A 17,815-nucleotide genomic window follows, 5' to 3' on the forward strand; every position below is an offset into this window, starting at 1 on the left:
CGATTAGGCACCGCCTAGGAGCTTCCCTAGTCGACACCCCCAGCCGGGATGTGGTCATTTTGTGAAGAGGCCGCACACGTAGCGCGCACTTCACGGCGAACCAGCCTCCTGGAGTGGCACCGGATCCGGCCGCAGCGGCCGGCGTATCCGCCTCGGCCGGCCATCTGACCCTGGGAGGTCGTTTTGGAACGTCGGATACCGGTGTCGATCCACGCGGACGACCCCATCACGCGGGCGGGGCTGACGACCGAGCTGCGCCAGCGCGCCGAGGTCGAGCTCGTCGACTTATCGCCCTTGGGCGGACCGGCCAGAGTGGTGGTGTTCGCGCTCGACGCGCTGTCGGCGTCGGCCCTGGAACTGATCAGGGCGGTGCGCTCGCGCGACGGGGCGCAGGTCGTGCTCGTCCTCTCCGCCCTGTCGGACGACGAACTGCTGGCGGTCGTCGAGTCGGGAGCCTACGCGGTGCTGTGGCGGTGGGAAGCCACCGCCACCTCGCTCACCGAGGCGGTGATCAGGGCCGCTTCGGGCAACGCGGCCCTGCCCTCCGATCTGCTGACCCGTCTGCTGAAGCAGGTGGGACGGCTCCAGCAGCACGTGCTGCGTCCCCAAGGCCTGAGCCTGACCGGACTCTCCGACCGCGAACGCCGGGTGCTGCGCCTGGTGGCAGACGGCTTCGGCACCGACGAGATCGCGGGCGAGCTCGCCTACTCCAAACGCACCGTGGCCAGTGTGCTGCATGACGTAACGGTCCGTTACCGGCTGCGCAACCGCACACACGCGGTCGCATTCGCCATCCGCGAAGGTCTGATCTGAGGACTGCGGCTGAAGGATTCAGGGCTACGCCAGGATTCTCATGGAGTGGGACTCCTGACGATTCGAGGGATTCTGGTTGAGGAAGAGCCGACTGCTGCACAGCGGCGTGCCGGTGACCGGAGAGGTCGTGCGGGTCAACACCTCGGTGACCGACTTACGTCGACCGCAGACGAGGAGAGTGACGAACTCCTCCACCACGATGCGCCCGGTAGTGCGCTTCCCCATGACGACCGGTGAGCAGATCACCGCCTCACCCCTGCGCAGCGGCGTCGACGAACTCCTGATTCCCGGTGCGTCGGCCGACCGGAGAACGACGCCGGTGCGCCGCCCGGGCGAGCCCGCGACCCGAGTGTGCCAACGGCCCGGTACCGCGGCGCGGGCCGGCCAACCCCGCTGCCTCACTGCCGTGGCCGAGCGGTCGGCTCGGTCGCGGGCCCCTTCGCGCCGTCACCTTCGGTCAACGCGTCGAGTTCGGCGCGGAGTCGGCGGCGCGAGGTGATGCCCAGCTTGGCGAAGACGTTGCCCAGGTGGTACTCGATCGTCTTGGCACTCACGAACAGGGCCCGTGCGATCTGCGGGTTCGTCAAGCCCTGTGCGGCCAGCTGTGCGATGCGGTACTCCTGTGGAGTCAGGGAGACGGGCGAGCGGCCGGCCGTCTCGACGCCCCCCTCCACACCACCGGTTCCGGCCCAGGGGATGTGCGCGCCGACATCCTGCAGTTGTCGGAGACACTGCTCCGCGAACGGACGCGCACCGAGCTCGACGTAGCGGCCGTGTGCGGACAGCAACCACCTGATGGCCGACCTTCGTCGCCGCGTGCCCAGCAGCAGCCTGCCGTAGTCGTGTTCGAGCTGAGCGAGGGTGAACGGCGAGTCCTCGTCGGCCGGCTGCTCGACCGCCGCGGCCAGCCGCTCGGCCGCGGCGGCCAGGTGACCCTCGGCTGCTTCGAGCATGGCTTCGAGCCGGGCCATGGCCGTCGTCTGGCGGGCACCGGGCTCGACGGCGGCGCGCAACGGGGCGAGCGCGGCGCGCGCCGTGGCGAGCCGACCGGTGTCGATCAACGCCGCGATGTACAAGGGGCGCCACAACAACTGCTCGGTCGAGAACAACCCCAGCTGGGCGGCCAGGGGGGTGAGCGCAGCCAGTACGCGGCCGGGCTCCCCGCGTGCATGGGCCAGTGTCGCCGCGGCCAGTGCCGGAAACACCGCGTAGCGCGCCGGACCCAGTGTGTGCTGGTCCCTGGCCAGGGAGTCCACCCGCTCCGCGGCCACCTGCCAATCGCCGCGCAGAGCGGAGATACTGGCCGTAAGCGCGGCCGCCGGGATGGCGTGGCGCCGGTCGTTGCGAGCCTCGGCCACCCGGATGCCCTCGTGGGCGTCGCGCAACGCCGCTTCCCAGTCGCCGAGTTGGAACTGGGCGAAGCCGAGCAGGGCGTACGACAGCGGAAGGACCGGTCCGACCGGGCCGTCGTACGAGCGCACTACCCATTGGAGATCGTTCATGGCCTCGCTGGGCCTGCCGCTCTGCAGCAACCACATGCCGCGAGCCCACCGTAAGATCCCGTGCCCGGGCCCGTCGGCATCCGACGCACCGAGCTCAGGCGCGAGCAGCTCCAGTCGGCGAAGCGAAGCGTCCGCCGAACGGTGGATCCTGCCGTGCGCGTCCGCCGCGAACCACACCGACCATTCCCTGAACTCCTCCGGGAGCCCTTCCTGCGCCAGCAGGGCCAACGCGACCCGCTGCTCGGCCTCGTGGTCCCCGCTGTCCGCGTGCAGGGTCGCGGCCGCGAGCTCCAGGGCCGCGCGCTCCGCAAGGGGCCGGCCGTCGACGAGTCTCCTCGCCTGATCGAAGAGCGACTGTGCGGCTTCGAACCTCGCCTCACGCGCGGCCAGCTGACCGAGGAACAGGTTGCGCTCCACACTGGGCTTCAGAAGGGCGAGCCGTTGTCCGAGCGCCGCCGCCCATCCGGCGGTGGGCATGAGCTGACCCCACATGGCCGCGATGAGCAGCCTTCGTTCCTGCTCGCCCCTGTCCACCGAGACGTCGGCGGACCACAGCAGGAGGGTTCCGGCCCGTTCCGTGTCCCCGGCCTGGTGATAGCGCGTTGCCTCGTTCTCCAGCCGCGTGGCGAGTTCGGGATCGCTCCGGCCGGTGCCGAGCAGCGCGTGCTGGAGCCCGTGGACGCCGCTGACCTGCTTGGCCGAGGCGAGGTGCATCGCCCGACGCAGGGGTGCGGGCAGGTTCCAGTACACGACGCCGTGCAAGGACGGGGAGCTGATGCCGACCGGTTGGGCGAGGCCGCGCGGGAACCAGGTGACGAACCCGGCCTCGATCAGGTCGTGGAGCGCGGCGCTGGGATCGGCCACGTCCGCGATGACGGAGAGGATCGGCAGCGGGGTCTCCTGATCCACCACGGCCATCGCCGCCAGCAGACGCAGACTCGGCTCGGGTAATTCGTCGAGCGTGCGCGCGATTTCACGGTGAAGCGTCGCAGCGGTCTCCGCTGCCGTGCCGAGGCCGTCTGCTGCGGCCGTGGGCTGCGGGGTGGGAGAGAGAGCACTCATGCGATGGCCTGCTTTCCGGTGTCGACCAGCAGAATGTGCATGACGACATCTCTCCTTCTTGCGTGCTCATGACAACTCGGAGTTCCATGGGCACCCTTGCGTCAGGTGGAATCCAATGATACGAGCTTCGAAAGGTTAACCGGGGCGCCGTAAGGGCCGGATCAAAATGACGCCTTGGTCGTCCGGCGCCCGCTGCCCGGCCTGAATGCCCGGATCGCCTGCGCCGACGGGCGCCTGGAGGCAAGGACGTCCTGTGGACGCGCGGGTCAGGGTCTGGGGGCGCGGACCCCGGCCCGACCGCTCGTACCGGGGCAGAGTTGCCGGGCTTCCGCCCGGTACGGAAGCCGACGCTGACGCTCGTTCAGACGCGTCGAAGTATCCGCAGCACCCTTTCCCTCCTGGCGGAAGGGCCCATGAGTGTGTGACCGGATGCATGCACTGAGTGAGGTTCTGTGGCGGACTTGCGGCTGCCGCTCCTTCCCGGACGGTTCGAGTCGCGGGTGGATCGGCAGCGGTTCGGCCGTGGCCAAACGGCGAACAGGCCCGTGATCTGCTTTTCCGCAGATCACGGGCCTGTCCCTAAGGGTGAGTGACGGGACTCGAACCCGCGGCATCCTGGACCACAACCAGGTGCTCTACCAGCTGAGCTACACCCACCACGACCGGTGGTGACTTTGTGGTCTCTCCGACCGGCCGAGAAAAAGTGTACAGGGTCCGAAGGGGTGCTCGCGCACGGCTTTCCCGGGCCCCTCCGGAGACCTCCTGGACCGCTCCTCGGCGCCTATTCCGCAGGCAGGACGTGCTTGGCCGCGATCGTCCGCGCGGTGTCCGAGTCGGGGCCGGGCTGCGGTACGAAGATGGCCTCGCGGTAGTAGCGCAGTTCGGCGATCGACTCGCGGATGTCGGCGAGGGCGCGGTGGTTGCCGTTCTTCTCCGGGCTGTTGAAGTACGCCCGCGGGTACCAGCGCCGGGCCAGCTCCTTCACGCTGGACACGTCGACGATCCGATAGTGCAGCCAGCCCTCCAAGGCCGCCATGTCCCTGGCCAGGAAGCCGCGGTCGGTGCCGACGGAGTTGCCGCACAGCGGCGCCTTGCCGGGTTCCTTCACGTGTTCCCGTACATAGGCCAGGACCTGCTCCTCGGCCTCGGCGAGCGTCGTGCCGCCGGCCAGCTCGTCGAGCAGGCCGGACGTGGTGTGCATCTGCCGCACCACCTCCGGCATCGTCTCCAGTGCCTTGGCCGGCGGACGGATGACGATGTCCACGCCCTCGCCGAGCACGTTCAGCTCGGAGTCGGTGACCAGTGCGGCCACCTCGATGAGCGCGTCGTCGGACAGCGAGAGGCCGGTCATCTCGCAGTCGATCCACACCATGCGATCGTTCATGCGACCACCCTAAAGCTGACGTCGGTGTTTGGGTGCCCCTGGTGCGACGCCGACGTCTCCGGGGGCTGCCGCCCCCGTACCCCCGCATCATCGGCCTACGGCCTCGTCCTCAAACGCCGGACGGGCTGGGTGGGTGGCTGAGCGTGGTTGTCTTCAGAGGAGGCGGCACGCTATGGGCTGCCTCGCGGCATGGTTTCGGCCTCGCTCTTCTGTCCCACCGAGTCGGGTGGTGGGTGGGCGAGGGGTGGGCTCGGCCCACCCGAGGGTCTCGGGTGGGCCGGGGTGGGTCAGCTGCCTGTGCGGGGGCCCGGGAGGCTGGCCGAGAGGCCTACCGAGGCTGTCCTGCGGGTCTGCATCGGCAGTACGCCCTCGGGGTACTGGACCGACAGCGGACCCGTCGGCGGCAGCGGTGCCGGTTCCGGGGTGTCGGAGCGGTCGGACTGCGGACGGCGTGCCCGGTACGCGGCCCGGTACGCCGCCGGGGACGAACCCAGCTGGCGGCGGAAGTGGCCGCGCAGGGCGACGGGGGAGCGGAAGCCGCAGCGGCCCGCCACCTCGTCCACCGAGTAGTCCGACGTCTCCAGGAGGCGCTGCGCCTGGAGGACCCGTTGCGTGATCAGCCACTGGAGCGGGGCCGACCCCGTGAGTGAACGGAAACGGCGGTCGAAGGTGCGGCGCGACATGTAGGCGCGCGCCGCCAGCGTCTCCACGTCGAACTGCTCGTGGAGGTGCTCCAGCGCCCAGGCGACGACCTCGGCCAGCGGGTCGGCGCCGATCTCCTCTGGTAAAGATCGATCGAGGTAGCGCTCCTGACCGCCAGAGCGGCGCGGCGGGACCACCAGGCGGCGGGCGAGCGCGCCGGCCGCCTCGTTGCCGTGGTCCGTCCGCACGATGTGGAGACAGAGATCGATTCCGGCCGCCGTACCGGCCGACGTGAGGACGTCGCCGTCGTCCACGAAGAGCTCTCGTGGGTCGACGTGTACCGACGGGTAGCGCTTGGCCAGCGTCGGTGCGTACATCCAGTGGGTGGTGGCCGGGCGGCCGTCCAGCAGGCCTGCGGCGGCCAGCACGAACGCGCCCGTGCACAGCCCGACTATGCGGGCCCCCTCTTCGTGGGCGCGGCGCAGCGCGTCCAGTGCCTCTTCCGGTGGCGGCGCGGTGATCGAGCGCCAGGCCGGTACGACGACCGTGCCGGCGCGTGAGATCGCTTCCAGGCCATGCGGCGCGGTGAGTTCCAGGCCCCCTGTGGTCCGCAGCGGGCCTTCCTCACCACCGCACACCAGCAGTCGGTAGCGCGGTACGCCGGCGTCCTGGCGGTCTATCCCGAACACCGACAGCGGTATGGAACTCTCGAAGATGGGGCCGCCGCTGAACAGCAGCACCGCGACGATCTCCTTGCGGCGTCGCCCGGAGAGTTTCCGGGCCGCGGCTTCCGGCGCGGCAGTGGAGTCGTGGCTCATCCTGCTAAGCCCCCCTCGGTGGTCGCGGCTCCTCGGTTGTGTCGCTCCTGCACGTTTCCCCTCGGTCCTGCACGAGTCCCCCGCCGTAAGACGTCAAGATCGAATCTACTGGTTTCCGCGGTGTCGCGTTGACCAGTTCGACACGCCGTCGATTGTCGACATGACAACTTGGCGTGAAGCATTCGATCACGAAGGGTTGCACTCACGGGCCGTGCAGGGAAGTGCGCCTCGTGGCAGTGGCCAAACCGCGTAGGGTGCAGAGGGTCCCACAGACCCTTTCCGTGCAGGTGGAACGGGGGTTGGGGGGTAGTTGGTGCCCCCCCTGCACAGGCCCGCCAAGTTGGCTGAAAAGAAGCGTTCGTGTGCGCGGAAACCGGTCAGTCGACCGGTGTAGTGCCTCTGGTGTGACGTCCGCCTCCCCGGGCCGTCGTTCCGCGCTCCGAGCGGCGCAGCAGGAAGCGGCAGGCGGCGGTGACGGCGGCGAGGCCGAGGGCGGTGCCGGCCGCGCCGACCGCCGAGGTGCCGTAGCAGAGGAGCACCGCGGGGACGAGGACACAGGAGAACACGGCCCAGCGGACCACGTCGCCGGCGGTGTCCGGAGCGGGGTGCGGGGCGCGGTGTGGGGCGCGATGTGGGGCGCGGTGTGGGGCGCGGTGCGGGGCCGAGGACGGGCGTGGTGCCGGGGGCGGGACGGGGCGCGGATCGGGGGTGGTGGGGCGCGGTCCGGACATGGTCGTACTCCCTCGTCGTACTCCCCCGTGCTCCCTCGTGATGCACTCGTACCGGGATCAACGCGCGTTCGGGCGGTCGGTCACCGTGCGTGGGGCCCTGGTCCTGTCCGAATCCTGTGCAAACCGCCTGTACGGGGCAGCAACCATTGCGTTACGGGCGCGCCTCGTGCATGCTCCCTGGAACCCCTAACCGACTCCGGGGAAGGTCCCCTACGGAGAGTGCGCGGGATCTGGGCTGAGGAGGCGTGCCGCCGTACCCTTGGGGGTATGGGGTTGGGAAGATGTTTCCCGGACACAGCTCCGCCGCACACTGTCGTCCCTCCCACAAAGGATCACAACGCCGAGACAGCCATGGCCGGTCACGAATTCTTCGATCCAGCGGACCGCAAGCGGCCGGTCGCCGACCCCACGGCGGCCGATGCGCTGGCGGCGGAAGAGTCACGCCCTTCCTGCGATCCCGCCTTCAAGCACGGGGTGGTCGTCGGCTTCGACGGCTCCACCTCCAGTGAGCGCGCTCTCGCCTATGCGATCGGGATGGCACACCGCTCCCGCGCAGGGCTGATCATCGTCCACGTCGCCAACCGACTGCCGACCACCGTGTGGGCCGGCTGCGAGCCACCCGTCTTCGTCGACGTGCCGGATCACCGGACAGAGGTGCTCGGGCTCGAGCTCGCCTGTGCCGAGTATCTGGCCGAGGTGCCCTGGATCCTCGTCGAGCGCGGCGGTGACATCTGCCACGAACTCGAAGAGGTGGGGCGGGAGTACGAGGCCGACGCGATCGTCGTGGGGTCGACCCACGGGATCGTCGGGCGGATCTTCGGCTCCGTCGCGGGGCGGCTCGCCAAGCGGGCCAAGCGCCCCGTCGTTGTCATTCCGTAACTCCGCGTTCTCCCAGGTGAGATGTGGAGTGGGAACGGTCCGGCTCCCTTCGTGCAGTGCCTGAAATTCCTGGCGTGCAGAGGTGTTTGTGCCCTTGTGAAGGGCATATATCGGTCACCGCGCACAACTGCACAAAGCATGAAGGGAGCCCGCCGTGGACAACGACGTCTCTGCGGGAAGCGGAACCACTACCGTGGCCGGCCGACTCGCCCTGGGGATCACCCTGTTGGCGTTCGGCCTCGGCACCACCGGTGTCATCGACGACGTGACCACGTCCGACGCCGTGTCAATCGCCCACTACGTGGGCGGAGTCGCCCTCTTCCTGGTCGGCCTGCTGGCCTTCCGTGACCGTGACACCGCGAACGGCACGGGCTATGTGGCCCTCGGCGCCCTCTGGTTCACCTGGGCCGTCGGGGCCGGTGGTCAGGGTTCGGCCAACGGGGCCGGGCTCTTCCTGCTCCTCTTCGCCCTCGTGGCCCTGTCGTTGACCCTCGCGGGCGGCGACCAGCTCGGACAGGCCATGCACGGGCTGCTGTTCCTGGCGATGCTCGTGCTCGCCGTCGCGCAGTTCGCCGACAGCTCGTCACTGACCAAGGTCGGCGGCTGGGTTGCGGTGGCGGCGGGGGCGGTGGCCTGGTACGCCGCGACGGCCGCGCTGGCGCACTGGCCGACGGTGCTTCCGGGACGGGCTGCCGGTCGGGGGGTGACGGCCCACGGCTGATATGGCAGCCGACGCCGGGGAGTTGGGCGTCCCCGGCGACAAATAGAGCGGACCCCCCGTGGCTTGGTGGCACACGTGGGGGTCCGTTCGGTTTCGTCGGCCCGTGCGGGTGCGTGGGGGTTGCTCGCGCAGTTCCCCGCGCCCCCAAAAGCAAAAGAAGGGGCGCCGCAACGAGCGTCCCTTCAGGGGCGCGGGGAACTGCGCGACCAGCCCCCACCGGGCCCGCACAGCCGAACGGCGCTACTCCACCGTCACCGACTTCGCCAGGTTCCTCGGCTTGTCGATGTCGCGGCCCAACGCCTTCGCCGTGTGGTAGGCGAGGAGTTGGAGGGGGATGCCCATCAGGATCGGGTCCAGTTCGTCCTCGTTCTTCGGGACGACGATCGTGCGGTCCGCCTTCTCCTGGTGCTGGTGGGCCACCGCCAGGATCTTGCCGCTGCGGGCCTTGATCTCCTCCAGGGCCGCGCGGTTCTTCTCCAGGAGGTCGTCGTCGGGGACGATCGCCACCGTGGGGAGGGCCGGCTCGATCAACGCCAGCGGCCCGTGCTTGAGTTCGGACGCCGGGTAGGCCTCCGCGTGGATGTAGGAGACCTCCTTGAGCTTCAGGGAGGCCTCGCGGGCCACCGGGTAGCCCCGCACGCGGCCGATGAAGAGCATCGAGCGGGCCTCGGCGTACTCCGCGGCCATCTTCTCGATCTCCGCCTCCTGGGCGAGGATCTCCGAGATCTGGGCCGGCAGCTTGCGCAGGCCGTCGATGATCCGCTTGCCGTCGCGGACCGAGAGGTCGCGGATGCGGCCCAGGTGCAGGGCGAGCAGCGCGAACGCGACCGTCGTGTTCGTGAAGCACTTCGTCGAGACCACGCAGACCTCCGGGCCCGCGTGCACGTACGTGCCGCCGTCCGCCTCCCGCGCGATCGCCGAGCCCACCACGTTCACCACGCCCAGCACCCGCGCGCCCTTGCGCTTCAGCTCCTGGACGGCGGCGAGGACGTCGTACGTCTCACCGGACTGGGAGACGGCGATGTAGAGGGTGTCCGGGTCGACCACCGGGTTGCGATAGCGAAACTCCGACGCGGGCTCGGCGTCGGCCGGGATGCGAGCCAGCTCCTCGATCAGCTGGGCGCCGATCATGCCCGCGTGGTACGAGGTGCCACAGCCGAGGATCTTCACCCGGCGCACGGCACGCGCGTCGCGGGCGTCCAGGTTGAGGCCGCCGAGGTGCACGGTGGAGAAGCGGTCGTCGATCCGGCCGCGCAGCACGCGGTCGACCGCGTCGGGCTGCTCGAAGATCTCCTTGTGCATGTAGGTGTCGTGGCCGCCCATGTCGTACGACTCGGCCTCCCACTCCACGGTGGTCGGCTCGGCCGTCGTGCGGGTGCCCTCGGTGGTGTAGGTGCGGAAGTCGTCGGCCTTGAGGGTGGCCATCTCGCCGTCGTCGAGGGTCACTATCTGGCGGGTGTGGGTGACCAGGGCCGCGATGTCCGAGGCGACGAACATCTCCTTGTCGCCGATGCCGAGGACCACCGGGGAGCCGTTGCGGGCGACGACGATCCGCTCGGGGAAGTCGGCGTGCATGACCGCGATGCCGTAGGTGCCCTCGATCACGCGCAGCGCGTGACGGACCTTCTCCTCCAGGGTCTCCGCCTGGGAGCGGGCGATCAGGTGGGTGAGGACCTCGGTGTCGGTCTCGGAGAGGAAGACCACACCGTCCGCCTCCAGCTTGCGGCGCAGCTCGGAGGCGTTGTCGATGATGCCGTTGTGGACGACGGCGACCTTCTGGTCCGCCGACATGTGCGGGTGGGCGTTCACGTCGGAGGGGGCGCCGTGGGTGGCCCAGCGGGTGTGGGCGATGCCGGTGGTGCCCTTGAAGCGCGCCGGGACCTTGGCCTCCAGGTCCCGGACCCGGCCCTTGGCCTTCACCATCTTCAGACCGGCCGTCTTCGGGGCCGAGACGACGATGCCCGCCGAGTCGTAACCGCGGTATTCCAGCCGCTGCAGACCTTCGAGGAGGAGGGGGGCGACGTCGCGCCTACCGATGTATCCGACAATTCCGCACATATATAGGTGTTCCGTATTCCTAGGTCGTAGTCAGCCGTAGACCAAGCGGCGCAGCTGCCGGAGAGTGAGCTCCGGCGGGGCGACCGCCCTGTACTTCAGATCCGCCTCGATCCGTTCGAAGATCTCCGCGTTCACCAGGCCTTCCGCCTGGAGTTCGCGGTGGCGGCGCCGGACGTAGTCCCCGGCCGTCTCGTCGAAGTAGGCGAGCACGTCCTGGATCACCCGCAGCGCCTCGCCCCGGCTGAGGGGCGTGGACCGCGTCAGGTGATCAACAAGTTCATCGTGCACCCGGTTGATCCTGGGGTACGGGAGCCGGTTTCGCAAGAATCCTGCCCGATTCCGGGCAACGGACTGTTGAATCTCTTATGGGGTGCTGTTCGCAGCCTGTCCATCCTGTGTCTTGCGCCACGTCGCTTGTGGAGACGATTTTCAGACGCCATGGACATTCCTCGTATGGGCGTACCCGATGAGCTCGCCGAGCGCATGAGCATGGCCGAGCAGCACGAGTACCTCCGCGCCAAATTCTCCCGGCGCTCCATGATCAGAGGCGGTGCCGTGACCCTCGGCGCCGTCACGGGCGGCTCGCTGGTCATGGGCGGCACCGCCCAGGCCGCCGTCCCCACCCAGTCCTCCGCCCCCGCCACCCAGTACGTCGACGGCGCCTTCGTCGCCCCGTTCGGCCGCCACCTGGCCTTCGGCAACGACGCCGGCACGGAGATGACGATCTCCTGGCAGGTCCCGGTCGCGGTGAAGAAGCCCTTCGTCCGCATCGGCACCCACGCCTCGCACCTCTCGGTCAAGATCGACGCCGAGATCCGCACCCTGTACACCCCGGCCGGCATCGGCGCCAGCGGCGACCACACCCAGTACTACGTGCACGCCAAGCTGGCCAACCTGAAGCCGGGCCGCACCTACTTCTACGGCGTCGGCCACGACGGCTTCGACCCGGCCTCGCCGAAGTTCGCCAGCACCATCGGCACCTTCACCACCGCCCCCCGCAACAAGGAGGCGTTCACCTTCACGGCCTTCGGCGACCAGGGCGTCAGCTACCACGGCCTGGCCAACGACAGCCTGATCCTCGGCCAGAACCCCAGCTTCCACCTGCACGCCGGCGACATCGCCTACGCGGACCCGGCCGGCGCCGGCAAGACCGCCGACACCGGCTTCGACTCCCGCGTGTGGGACCAGTTCCTGGCCCAGACCGAGTCGGTCGCCAAGTCCGTGCCGTGGATGGTGTCGTACGGCAACCACGACATGGAGGCCTGGTACTCGCCGAACGGCTACGGCGGCGAGGAGGCCCGCTTCTCCCTGCCCGACAACGGGCCGGACAAGAAGAACCTGCCGGGCGTCTACTCCTTCGTCCACGGCAACACGGCGATCATCTCGCTCGACCCGAACGACGTCTCCTTCGAGATCCCGGCCAACCTCGGCATCTCGGGCGGCACCCAGACCAAGTGGTTCGAGGCGCAGCTGAAGAAGTTCCGCGCCTCGAAGGACATCGACTTCATCGTCGTGTTCTTCCACCACTGCGCCTACTGCACCTCCACGGCGCACGCCTCGGAGGGGGGCGTGCGACAGGAGTGGGTGCCGCTGTTCGAGAAGTACACGGTGGACCTGGTCATCAACGGCCACAACCACCAGTACGAGCGCACCGACGTCATCAAGGGCAACACCGTCGTCAAGAAGCTCCCGATCGGCGAGACGGCCTACTCCGAGACCGAGGGTGTCGTCTACGTCACCGCGGGCGCGGCCGGCCGCAGCCTCTACGCGTTCACCGCCCCGGACTCCTACGAGGGCCACCTGAACGAGGTCGACTCCGTCGCCTCCTTCATCAACACCAAGGACGGCAAGGTCAACGAGACCGTCGCCTGGTCCCGGGTGCGCTACCTCAACTACTCCTTCCTGCGCGTGGACGTCGAGCCCGCCCCGCGCGGCCAGTACGCCAAGCTGAAGGTGTCGGGCATCGCCGAGACCGGCGACCGCATCGACCACTTCACGGTGGCCCGCAAGGCCAAGTAAGGCCAGGCGAGAAACAAGCAGTAAGGCAGTAGGGCAGTAAGGCCGTACGCCCCGAAGACAGGGCGCACGGCGGCAAGGCACCCGCAGGCGGTCCTCACATGCGTTTGAGGACCGCCTGTTTGGCCATCGTGAACTCCTCGGCCGTGAGCACCCCCTCGCGGTGCAGCTCACCCAGCTCGCGCAGCCTGCGCAGCAGCGCGTCGTGATCGGCCTCGGCCTCGGCCGCCTCCGGCACCGGCGCCGGTGCCACCTCCGGTACCCCGTCCGCCGACGGATGCGGCAGCCGCGCCTGGACCGCCGCCGCGACCAGCGCCATCAGCGGATCCCGCTTGAACCCCCACAACTCCACCGCGTGCGGGTCGTACTTGGCCCGCTCCCGGACCGGCGCGCCGGCCACCCGGAACCGCAGATGGCCGTTCTCCAGCCCGGCGGACGGCTGCCACTCCACGCCGAGGATGTCCGCCAGGGCCAGCGTGCGCGGCCCCGCGGCGGCCTTGACGTCCTCCGTCTTCCAGTTCCACTCCAGGCGCACCCGCTCGCCGTCGAACGACGCCGTGCCGTCCCCCGCGGAGACCGACAGCGGCAGCGGCGGCCCCGGCAGCAGGTACTCCTTGACCGGCGTGCCAGGCACCTGTTCGAGGAGCAGCGCGTCGCGCACCTCGTCCGTGAAGTACTCGGCGACCCCGTACCGGTCCGACTCGACGGTCAGCCGATAGGGGTCGTGCGGTTCGGCGAGGCGGCCGCCGGTGGCGTGCAGCAGCGGATCGGCGCCGTCCCGCAGCCGCAGCCTCAGCCGCCCCTGCTTGCGGCCCTGCTCGAACGAGATCCCCGCCAACGCGCCCAGCGGCACGACCAGTTCACCCAGCGCCCGGCGCAGCACACCGACGTTCCGGTCCCGCCCGGGAGTCAGCCGCAGGGCGTCTCCGTCGAAGACCCAGATGCCGTCCTTCTGGATGATTTCCGCCATGCGGGGATTGTTCCACCGGAAGTGCGGGAGAGTGGTCTCGACCAATCCAGGTTCGGTCTCACCCCCCGCTGAAGGGAGCGCATGTGCGAACGCACCACAGAACGACTCCCCGAACTGTCCGAACTCCCCGAACCCTCCGGGTTTCCCGAACTCCCCGGCTGGCCCGCGTCCTCGGGTCGCTGCTGCTCGTCGCGGCGGCCGGTGCAGTCACGGCCGGTGCCACCCCGACGGCACCCGCGCCCGTGCCCGCGCCCGTGGCGGTCCCGCTCGGCCGTATCGTCCCGGCGCCCGCCTCGGTCACGCCCGGCGGAGCGCCGTACCGCATCACCCGGGACACCGCCATCCGCGTCGACGGCTCCGGGGCGGCCCGCCGGGTCGCCGAGTACCTCGCGGAGCTGCTGCGCCCGTCGACCGGCTACCGGCTGCCCCTGACCACCCACGGCACCGCCGGCATCCGGCTGCGCCTGGCCCCCGGCCCGTTCGGCGCCGAGGGCTACCGGCTCGACAGCGGCCGCGACGGCGTCACCCTGACCGCCGCCGAACCCGCCGGCCTCTTCCACGGCGTCCAGACCCTGCGCCAGCTGCTCCCCGCGGCCGTCGAGAAGGACACCGTGCAGCCCGGCCCCTGGCTGGTCGCCGGCGGCACCGTCACCGACCGCCCCCGCTACGCCTACCGCGGCGCGATGCTCGACGTCTCCCGGCACTTCTTCACCGTGGCCCAGGTCGAGCGCTACATCGACCAGCTGGCCCTCTACAAGATCAACGAGCTGCATCTGCACCTCAGCGACGACCAGGGCTGGCGCATCGCCGTCGACTCCTGGCCGCGGCTGGCGAGCTACGGCGGCTCGACCCAGGTGGGCGGCGGCCCGGGCGGCCACTACACCAAGGCCCAGTACGAGGAGATCGTCCGGTACGCGGCCGCCCGCTACCTGGAGGTCGTCCCCGAGATCGACATGCCCGGTCACACCAACGCCGCGCTCGCCTCCTACGCCGACCTCAACTGCGACGGCACCGCACCACCGCTGTACACGGGCACCGAGGTCGGCTTCAGCTCGCTGTGCGCCGGGAAGCAGGCGACGTACGACTTCGCCGACGACGTCATCCGCGAACTGGCCGCCCTCACCCCCGGCCGCTACCTCCACATCGGCGGCGACGAGGCGCACTCCACCAGCCACGCGGACTACGTCACGTTCATGGACCGGGTGCAGCCGATCGTCGCCAAGTACGGCAAGACGGTGATCGGCTGGCACCAGCTGACCGGCGCCCACCCGGCGCCCGGGGCGATCGCCCAGTACTGGGGACTCGACGACACGAGCGCCGACGAGAAGGCCCAGGTGGCCGCGGCCGCCCGGAACGGCACCGGGCTGATCCTCTCGCCCGCCGACCGGGTCTACCTGGACATGAAGTACACCGAGGACACCCCGCTGGGCCAGGACTGGGCGGGCCTGGTGGAGGTGCGGCGCTCGTACGACTGGGACCCGGGCGGCTACCTCGCCGGTGTGCCCGGTTCGGCGATCAGGGGCGTCGAGGCGCCGCTGTGGACCGAGACGATCGTCACCGGCGCCGACATCGACTACATGGCCTTCCCGCGGCTGCCCGGTGTGGCCGAGCTCGGCTGGTCCCCGGCCGCCACCCACTCCTGGGACGCCTACAAGGTGCGGCTCGCCGCCCAGGCCCCGCGCTGGGACGCCCTGGGCATCGCCTACTACCGCTCGCCGCAGGTGCCCTGGCCCGCGCACTAGGGTGAAAACAGGGTGAAACTAGAGTGAAGCGACCGACGGGGTCCCCCGAGGACCGTACTCGGGGGACCCCGTCCGCCTGGATCAGAACCCCGCGACGGGATTTTTCAGGGTTCCGACCAGCTGGAGGGCGCCCGACGGGTCCGCCAGGTCCACCATCTGCCGGTTGTCGCGCAGCTGGAGCCGGTTGAGGCAGGACAGCGCGAACTCGGGCGCGAACATGTCGTACTGCGCGAACTTGTCGGCGAGTTCGGGCGCCGACTCCTGGTACTCACGGGTGACCTCGGCGACCGTCCGCCAGAAGTCGTCCTCCGCCAGGACCCCCTCGGTCGCGAGGTTCGCGGCGAGGAAGCGGAAGAAGCAGTCGAAGACGTCCGTGAAGATCGAGAGGAGTTTCATGTCCTCCGGGACGTCGACGCGCAGCCGTTCGACCGTCGGCGGCAGCACCGCGTCCGGGTCCATGACCGCGATCTCCTCGGCGATGTCCTTGTAGACCGCCCGCCGTACGACCCCGTCCTCCAGGACCAGGATGACGTTCTCGCCGTGCGGCATGAAGACCAGGTCGTAGGCGTAGAAGCTGTGCAGGAGGGGCGTGAAGTAGGCCCGGAGGTAGGCGCGCAGCCACTCCCGCGCCGGCAGCCCGCTCCGCTCGACCAGCGCGGCCGCGAAGGAGGCGCCCTCGTGGTCCACGTGGAGGAGGGAGGCCATGGTCGCCAGGGACTCGCCCTCCCGGAGGGACGGCACGGGGCTCTCCCGCCACAGCGCCGCCAGCATCTTCCGGTACGGCGAGTAGCGGTCGGTCGCCTTCTCGTACTCCAGGTGCCGGTAGCCGACGGCCGCCCGCTCGCGGATGATCGACAGGCCGGTGGACTTGAGTACCGGGTCGTTGTCGACGAGCTGGGCCAGCCAGTCGTTGATCGCCGGGGTGGCCTCCATGTAGGCGGCCGAAAGCCCGCGCATGAAGCCCATGTTGAGGACCGAGAGAGCGGTCTTCACGTAGCGCTTCTCGGGGCTGGAGCTGTTGAAGAAGGTCCGGATGGACTGCTGGGCCAGGTACTCGTCGTCGCCCTCGCCCAGGCAGACGAGGTATCCGCGGGCGACCTCGGCGGCGAAGGTGACGGTGAGCTTGTTCCACCACTGCCAGGGATGGACCGGGATGAGCAGGTAGTCGGCGGGGTCCAGGCCCCGGTCGCGCAGGACGCCGTCGAAGCGCTCGACGGTCGCCGTGCCCAACTCGTCCCGTACGAACGACTCGTACTCGATCCCCACCCCCGCCGTGAACGCGGCCCGCGACCGGTGCGCCGCCAGCCACACCAGCCGGACCGGGCTCGCGGTCTCGGGGGCGTACGACAGGTACTCGTGGACGCCGAAGCCGAGCCGCCCGTTGTTGGCGACGAAGCAGGGGTGGCCCTCGGTCATCCCGGTCTCGATCGCCTGGAAGCCGGCGCGGACGAGCTCGGCGACGGGGATCTGCGGCTTGGTGAGCTTGTAGCAGGTGCCGGAGAGGGTGGAGGAGATCTCCTCCAGGTAGACCGGCAGGACCTCGTCGCCGAGCCCCAGGGCGTCCTTCAGCTCGATGAAGAAGTCGAGGGCGGCGAGGGGGAGTTCGGCGCCGTCGCGGCTGCGGGTGATGGAGTCGGCGTCCACCTGCCAGTGGTCCAGGGCACGGCGGACGGCGGTGAAGCGGTAGCGGGTGAGGCCGTCGTCGCTGCGGACGACGTACGACGGACCGTCCGCCTCCGGGGTGATCAGGCGCTCGTGGGCGAACTCTGCAAGGGCCTTGCGTATGAGCAGCCGGTTGGCCTTCTCCCAGCGCTCGGGGGACAGGTGGGCGACCGCGTCGGCGAGCGTCATACGGCGGCCACCGCCTTCTCGAACCGCTCCCGCGTACAGAAACTCAGCAACGCCTTCTTCTCCGGCTTCCGTATCTCCCGTACGGGCACGAACCCGACGGCCTCGTTCAGTGCGTGCACGGCCGTGTTGCCGACGTCCGGCTCGACGACGATCCGGCGGGCCGCCGGGTCCTCGAAGAGACGCGCGACCACGGCCGTGATGACGGCCCGGGTGAAACCGTGCACGGGCGTGCCGGTGGCGGGGGTGAGGAAGTGCATCCCGACGTCCCCCGGCTCGGGCTCGTACAGCCCGACCAGTTCGCGCTGGGCCGGGTCGTAGTGCTCCATCAGGAAGGCGGGCGCGCCGTCCTCCCCGATCCCCAGCAGCGCGTGATGGTGCTCGTCGGCCGCGATCTCCATGTACGCCCGCTCGACGTCCTCCAGTCTCGCGTCCTGCATCATCCAGTAGGCCGCCTTGGGATGGGTGACCCAGGAGTGCAGGAGTTCGGCGTCCTTGAGCGGGTCGAGGGGCCGGAAAGTGAAGGTGCCCACCTGTGGGGCGGTGGTCATTGGTGACTCCTTGGGTGCACGGCTCGGTCGTCGAGGACGAGCGGGCCGATGCGTTGATTTTTTTCTGGCGCGAGTTTC

The 17,815-nt window shown here is 69.8% G+C and carries 15 protein-coding genes and 1 tRNA gene; 5 read left to right on the forward strand and 11 right to left on the reverse strand.

The features are described 5' to 3' along the window. Positions 1–183 precede the first annotated feature (183 nt). The gene (locus ACFWPQ_RS08110; protein WP_384031128.1) at positions 184–813 is read left to right on the forward strand and encodes a response regulator transcription factor; all 630 of its coding nucleotides are present in this window, start codon (positions 184–186) and stop codon (positions 811–813) included. A 24-nt stretch (positions 814–837) separates the two neighbouring features. Here ACFWPQ_RS08110 and ACFWPQ_RS08115 read toward each other — a convergent pair whose 3' ends face one another. The 6 genes from ACFWPQ_RS08115 to ACFWPQ_RS08140 form a co-directional block, all read right to left on the reverse strand. Then, on the reverse strand, positions 838–1,038 hold the full coding sequence (locus ACFWPQ_RS08115; protein WP_384031130.1) for a hypothetical protein: 201 nt from the start codon (positions 1,036–1,038) through the stop codon (positions 838–840). Positions 1,039–1,211: 173 nt separating this feature from the next. Then, entirely contained in the window at positions 1,212–3,377 is a 2,166-nt protein-coding gene (locus ACFWPQ_RS08120) for a LuxR C-terminal-related transcriptional regulator (RefSeq protein ID WP_384031132.1), read from the reverse strand. A 584-nt stretch (positions 3,378–3,961) separates the two neighbouring features. Next, a tRNA-His gene (locus ACFWPQ_RS08125) sits at positions 3,962–4,034 on the reverse strand. Positions 4,035–4,158: 124 nt separating this feature from the next. Next, positions 4,159–4,761, reverse strand: a complete 603-nt coding sequence (orn, locus tag ACFWPQ_RS08130; RefSeq protein ID WP_089105167.1) for an oligoribonuclease — start codon at positions 4,759–4,761, stop codon at positions 4,159–4,161. A gap of 287 nt (positions 4,762–5,048) precedes the next feature. Further along, positions 5,049–6,221 (reverse strand): helix-turn-helix domain-containing protein, encoded by a 1,173-nt coding sequence (locus tag ACFWPQ_RS08135; protein WP_361288768.1) that lies wholly within the window; start codon positions 6,219–6,221, stop codon positions 5,049–5,051. A 377-nt stretch (positions 6,222–6,598) separates the two neighbouring features. Then, positions 6,599–6,952, reverse strand: a complete 354-nt coding sequence (locus ACFWPQ_RS08140) for a hypothetical protein (protein WP_384031134.1) — start codon at positions 6,950–6,952, stop codon at positions 6,599–6,601. Positions 6,953–7,303: 351 nt separating this feature from the next. Here ACFWPQ_RS08140 and ACFWPQ_RS08145 point away from each other — a divergent pair, with 351 nt between their 5' ends. Together ACFWPQ_RS08145 and ACFWPQ_RS08150 are read left to right on the forward strand one after the other, a co-directional pair. Beyond that, positions 7,304–7,831: a universal stress protein gene (locus ACFWPQ_RS08145; protein WP_089105170.1), complete on the forward strand. Its 528-nt coding sequence runs from the start codon at positions 7,304–7,306 to the stop codon at positions 7,829–7,831. A 154-nt stretch (positions 7,832–7,985) separates the two neighbouring features. Then, complete coding sequence (locus ACFWPQ_RS08150) at positions 7,986–8,552, forward strand: GPR1/FUN34/YaaH family transporter (protein WP_361288774.1); 567 nt, start codon at positions 7,986–7,988, stop codon at positions 8,550–8,552. Between the two features lie 240 nt (positions 8,553–8,792). On the opposite strand, the gene glmS is transcribed toward ACFWPQ_RS08150, so the two are convergent. Both glmS and ACFWPQ_RS08160 read right to left on the reverse strand, forming a co-directional pair. Next, positions 8,793–10,610: a glutamine--fructose-6-phosphate transaminase (isomerizing) gene (gene glmS / locus ACFWPQ_RS08155; protein ID WP_384031136.1), complete on the reverse strand. Its 1,818-nt coding sequence runs from the start codon at positions 10,608–10,610 to the stop codon at positions 8,793–8,795. A 30-nt stretch (positions 10,611–10,640) separates the two neighbouring features. Next, a complete protein-coding gene (locus ACFWPQ_RS08160) occupies positions 10,641–10,898 on the reverse strand; it encodes a hypothetical protein (RefSeq protein WP_361288780.1) in 258 nt (85 codons plus the stop codon). Between the two features lie 165 nt (positions 10,899–11,063). On the opposite strand from ACFWPQ_RS08160, the gene ACFWPQ_RS08165 reads away from it, so the two are divergent. Beyond that, on the forward strand, positions 11,064–12,629 hold the full coding sequence (locus ACFWPQ_RS08165) for a purple acid phosphatase family protein (RefSeq protein WP_384031138.1): 1,566 nt from the start codon (positions 11,064–11,066) through the stop codon (positions 12,627–12,629). Positions 12,630–12,723: 94 nt separating this feature from the next. Here ACFWPQ_RS08165 and ACFWPQ_RS08170 read toward each other — a convergent pair whose 3' ends face one another. After that, entirely contained in the window at positions 12,724–13,596 is an 873-nt protein-coding gene (locus tag ACFWPQ_RS08170) for a DUF4429 domain-containing protein (protein WP_384031140.1), read from the reverse strand. Between the two features lie 158 nt (positions 13,597–13,754). Here ACFWPQ_RS08170 and ACFWPQ_RS08175 point away from each other — a divergent pair, with 158 nt between their 5' ends. Then, positions 13,755–15,338: a beta-N-acetylhexosaminidase gene (locus ACFWPQ_RS08175; RefSeq protein ID WP_384031381.1), complete on the forward strand. Its 1,584-nt coding sequence runs from the start codon at positions 13,755–13,757 to the stop codon at positions 15,336–15,338. Positions 15,339–15,419: 81 nt separating this feature from the next. Here the strand turns inward: ACFWPQ_RS08175 and ACFWPQ_RS08180 are convergent, their stop codons facing one another. After that, positions 15,420–17,189, reverse strand: a complete 1,770-nt coding sequence (locus ACFWPQ_RS08180; RefSeq protein WP_384031142.1) for an IucA/IucC family protein — start codon at positions 17,187–17,189, stop codon at positions 15,420–15,422. Beyond that, a complete protein-coding gene (locus tag ACFWPQ_RS08185; RefSeq protein ID WP_384031144.1) occupies positions 17,186–17,737 on the reverse strand; it encodes a GNAT family N-acetyltransferase in 552 nt (183 codons plus the stop codon). The genes ACFWPQ_RS08180 and ACFWPQ_RS08185 overlap by 4 nt, the downstream gene beginning before the upstream one ends. Positions 17,738–17,815: the final 78 nt, after the last annotated feature.

The sequence above is a fragment of the Streptomyces sp. NPDC058464 genome (assembly GCF_042721035.1).
In the GTDB taxonomy this organism is placed as follows: Bacteria; Actinomycetota; Actinomycetes; order Streptomycetales; family Streptomycetaceae; genus Streptomyces.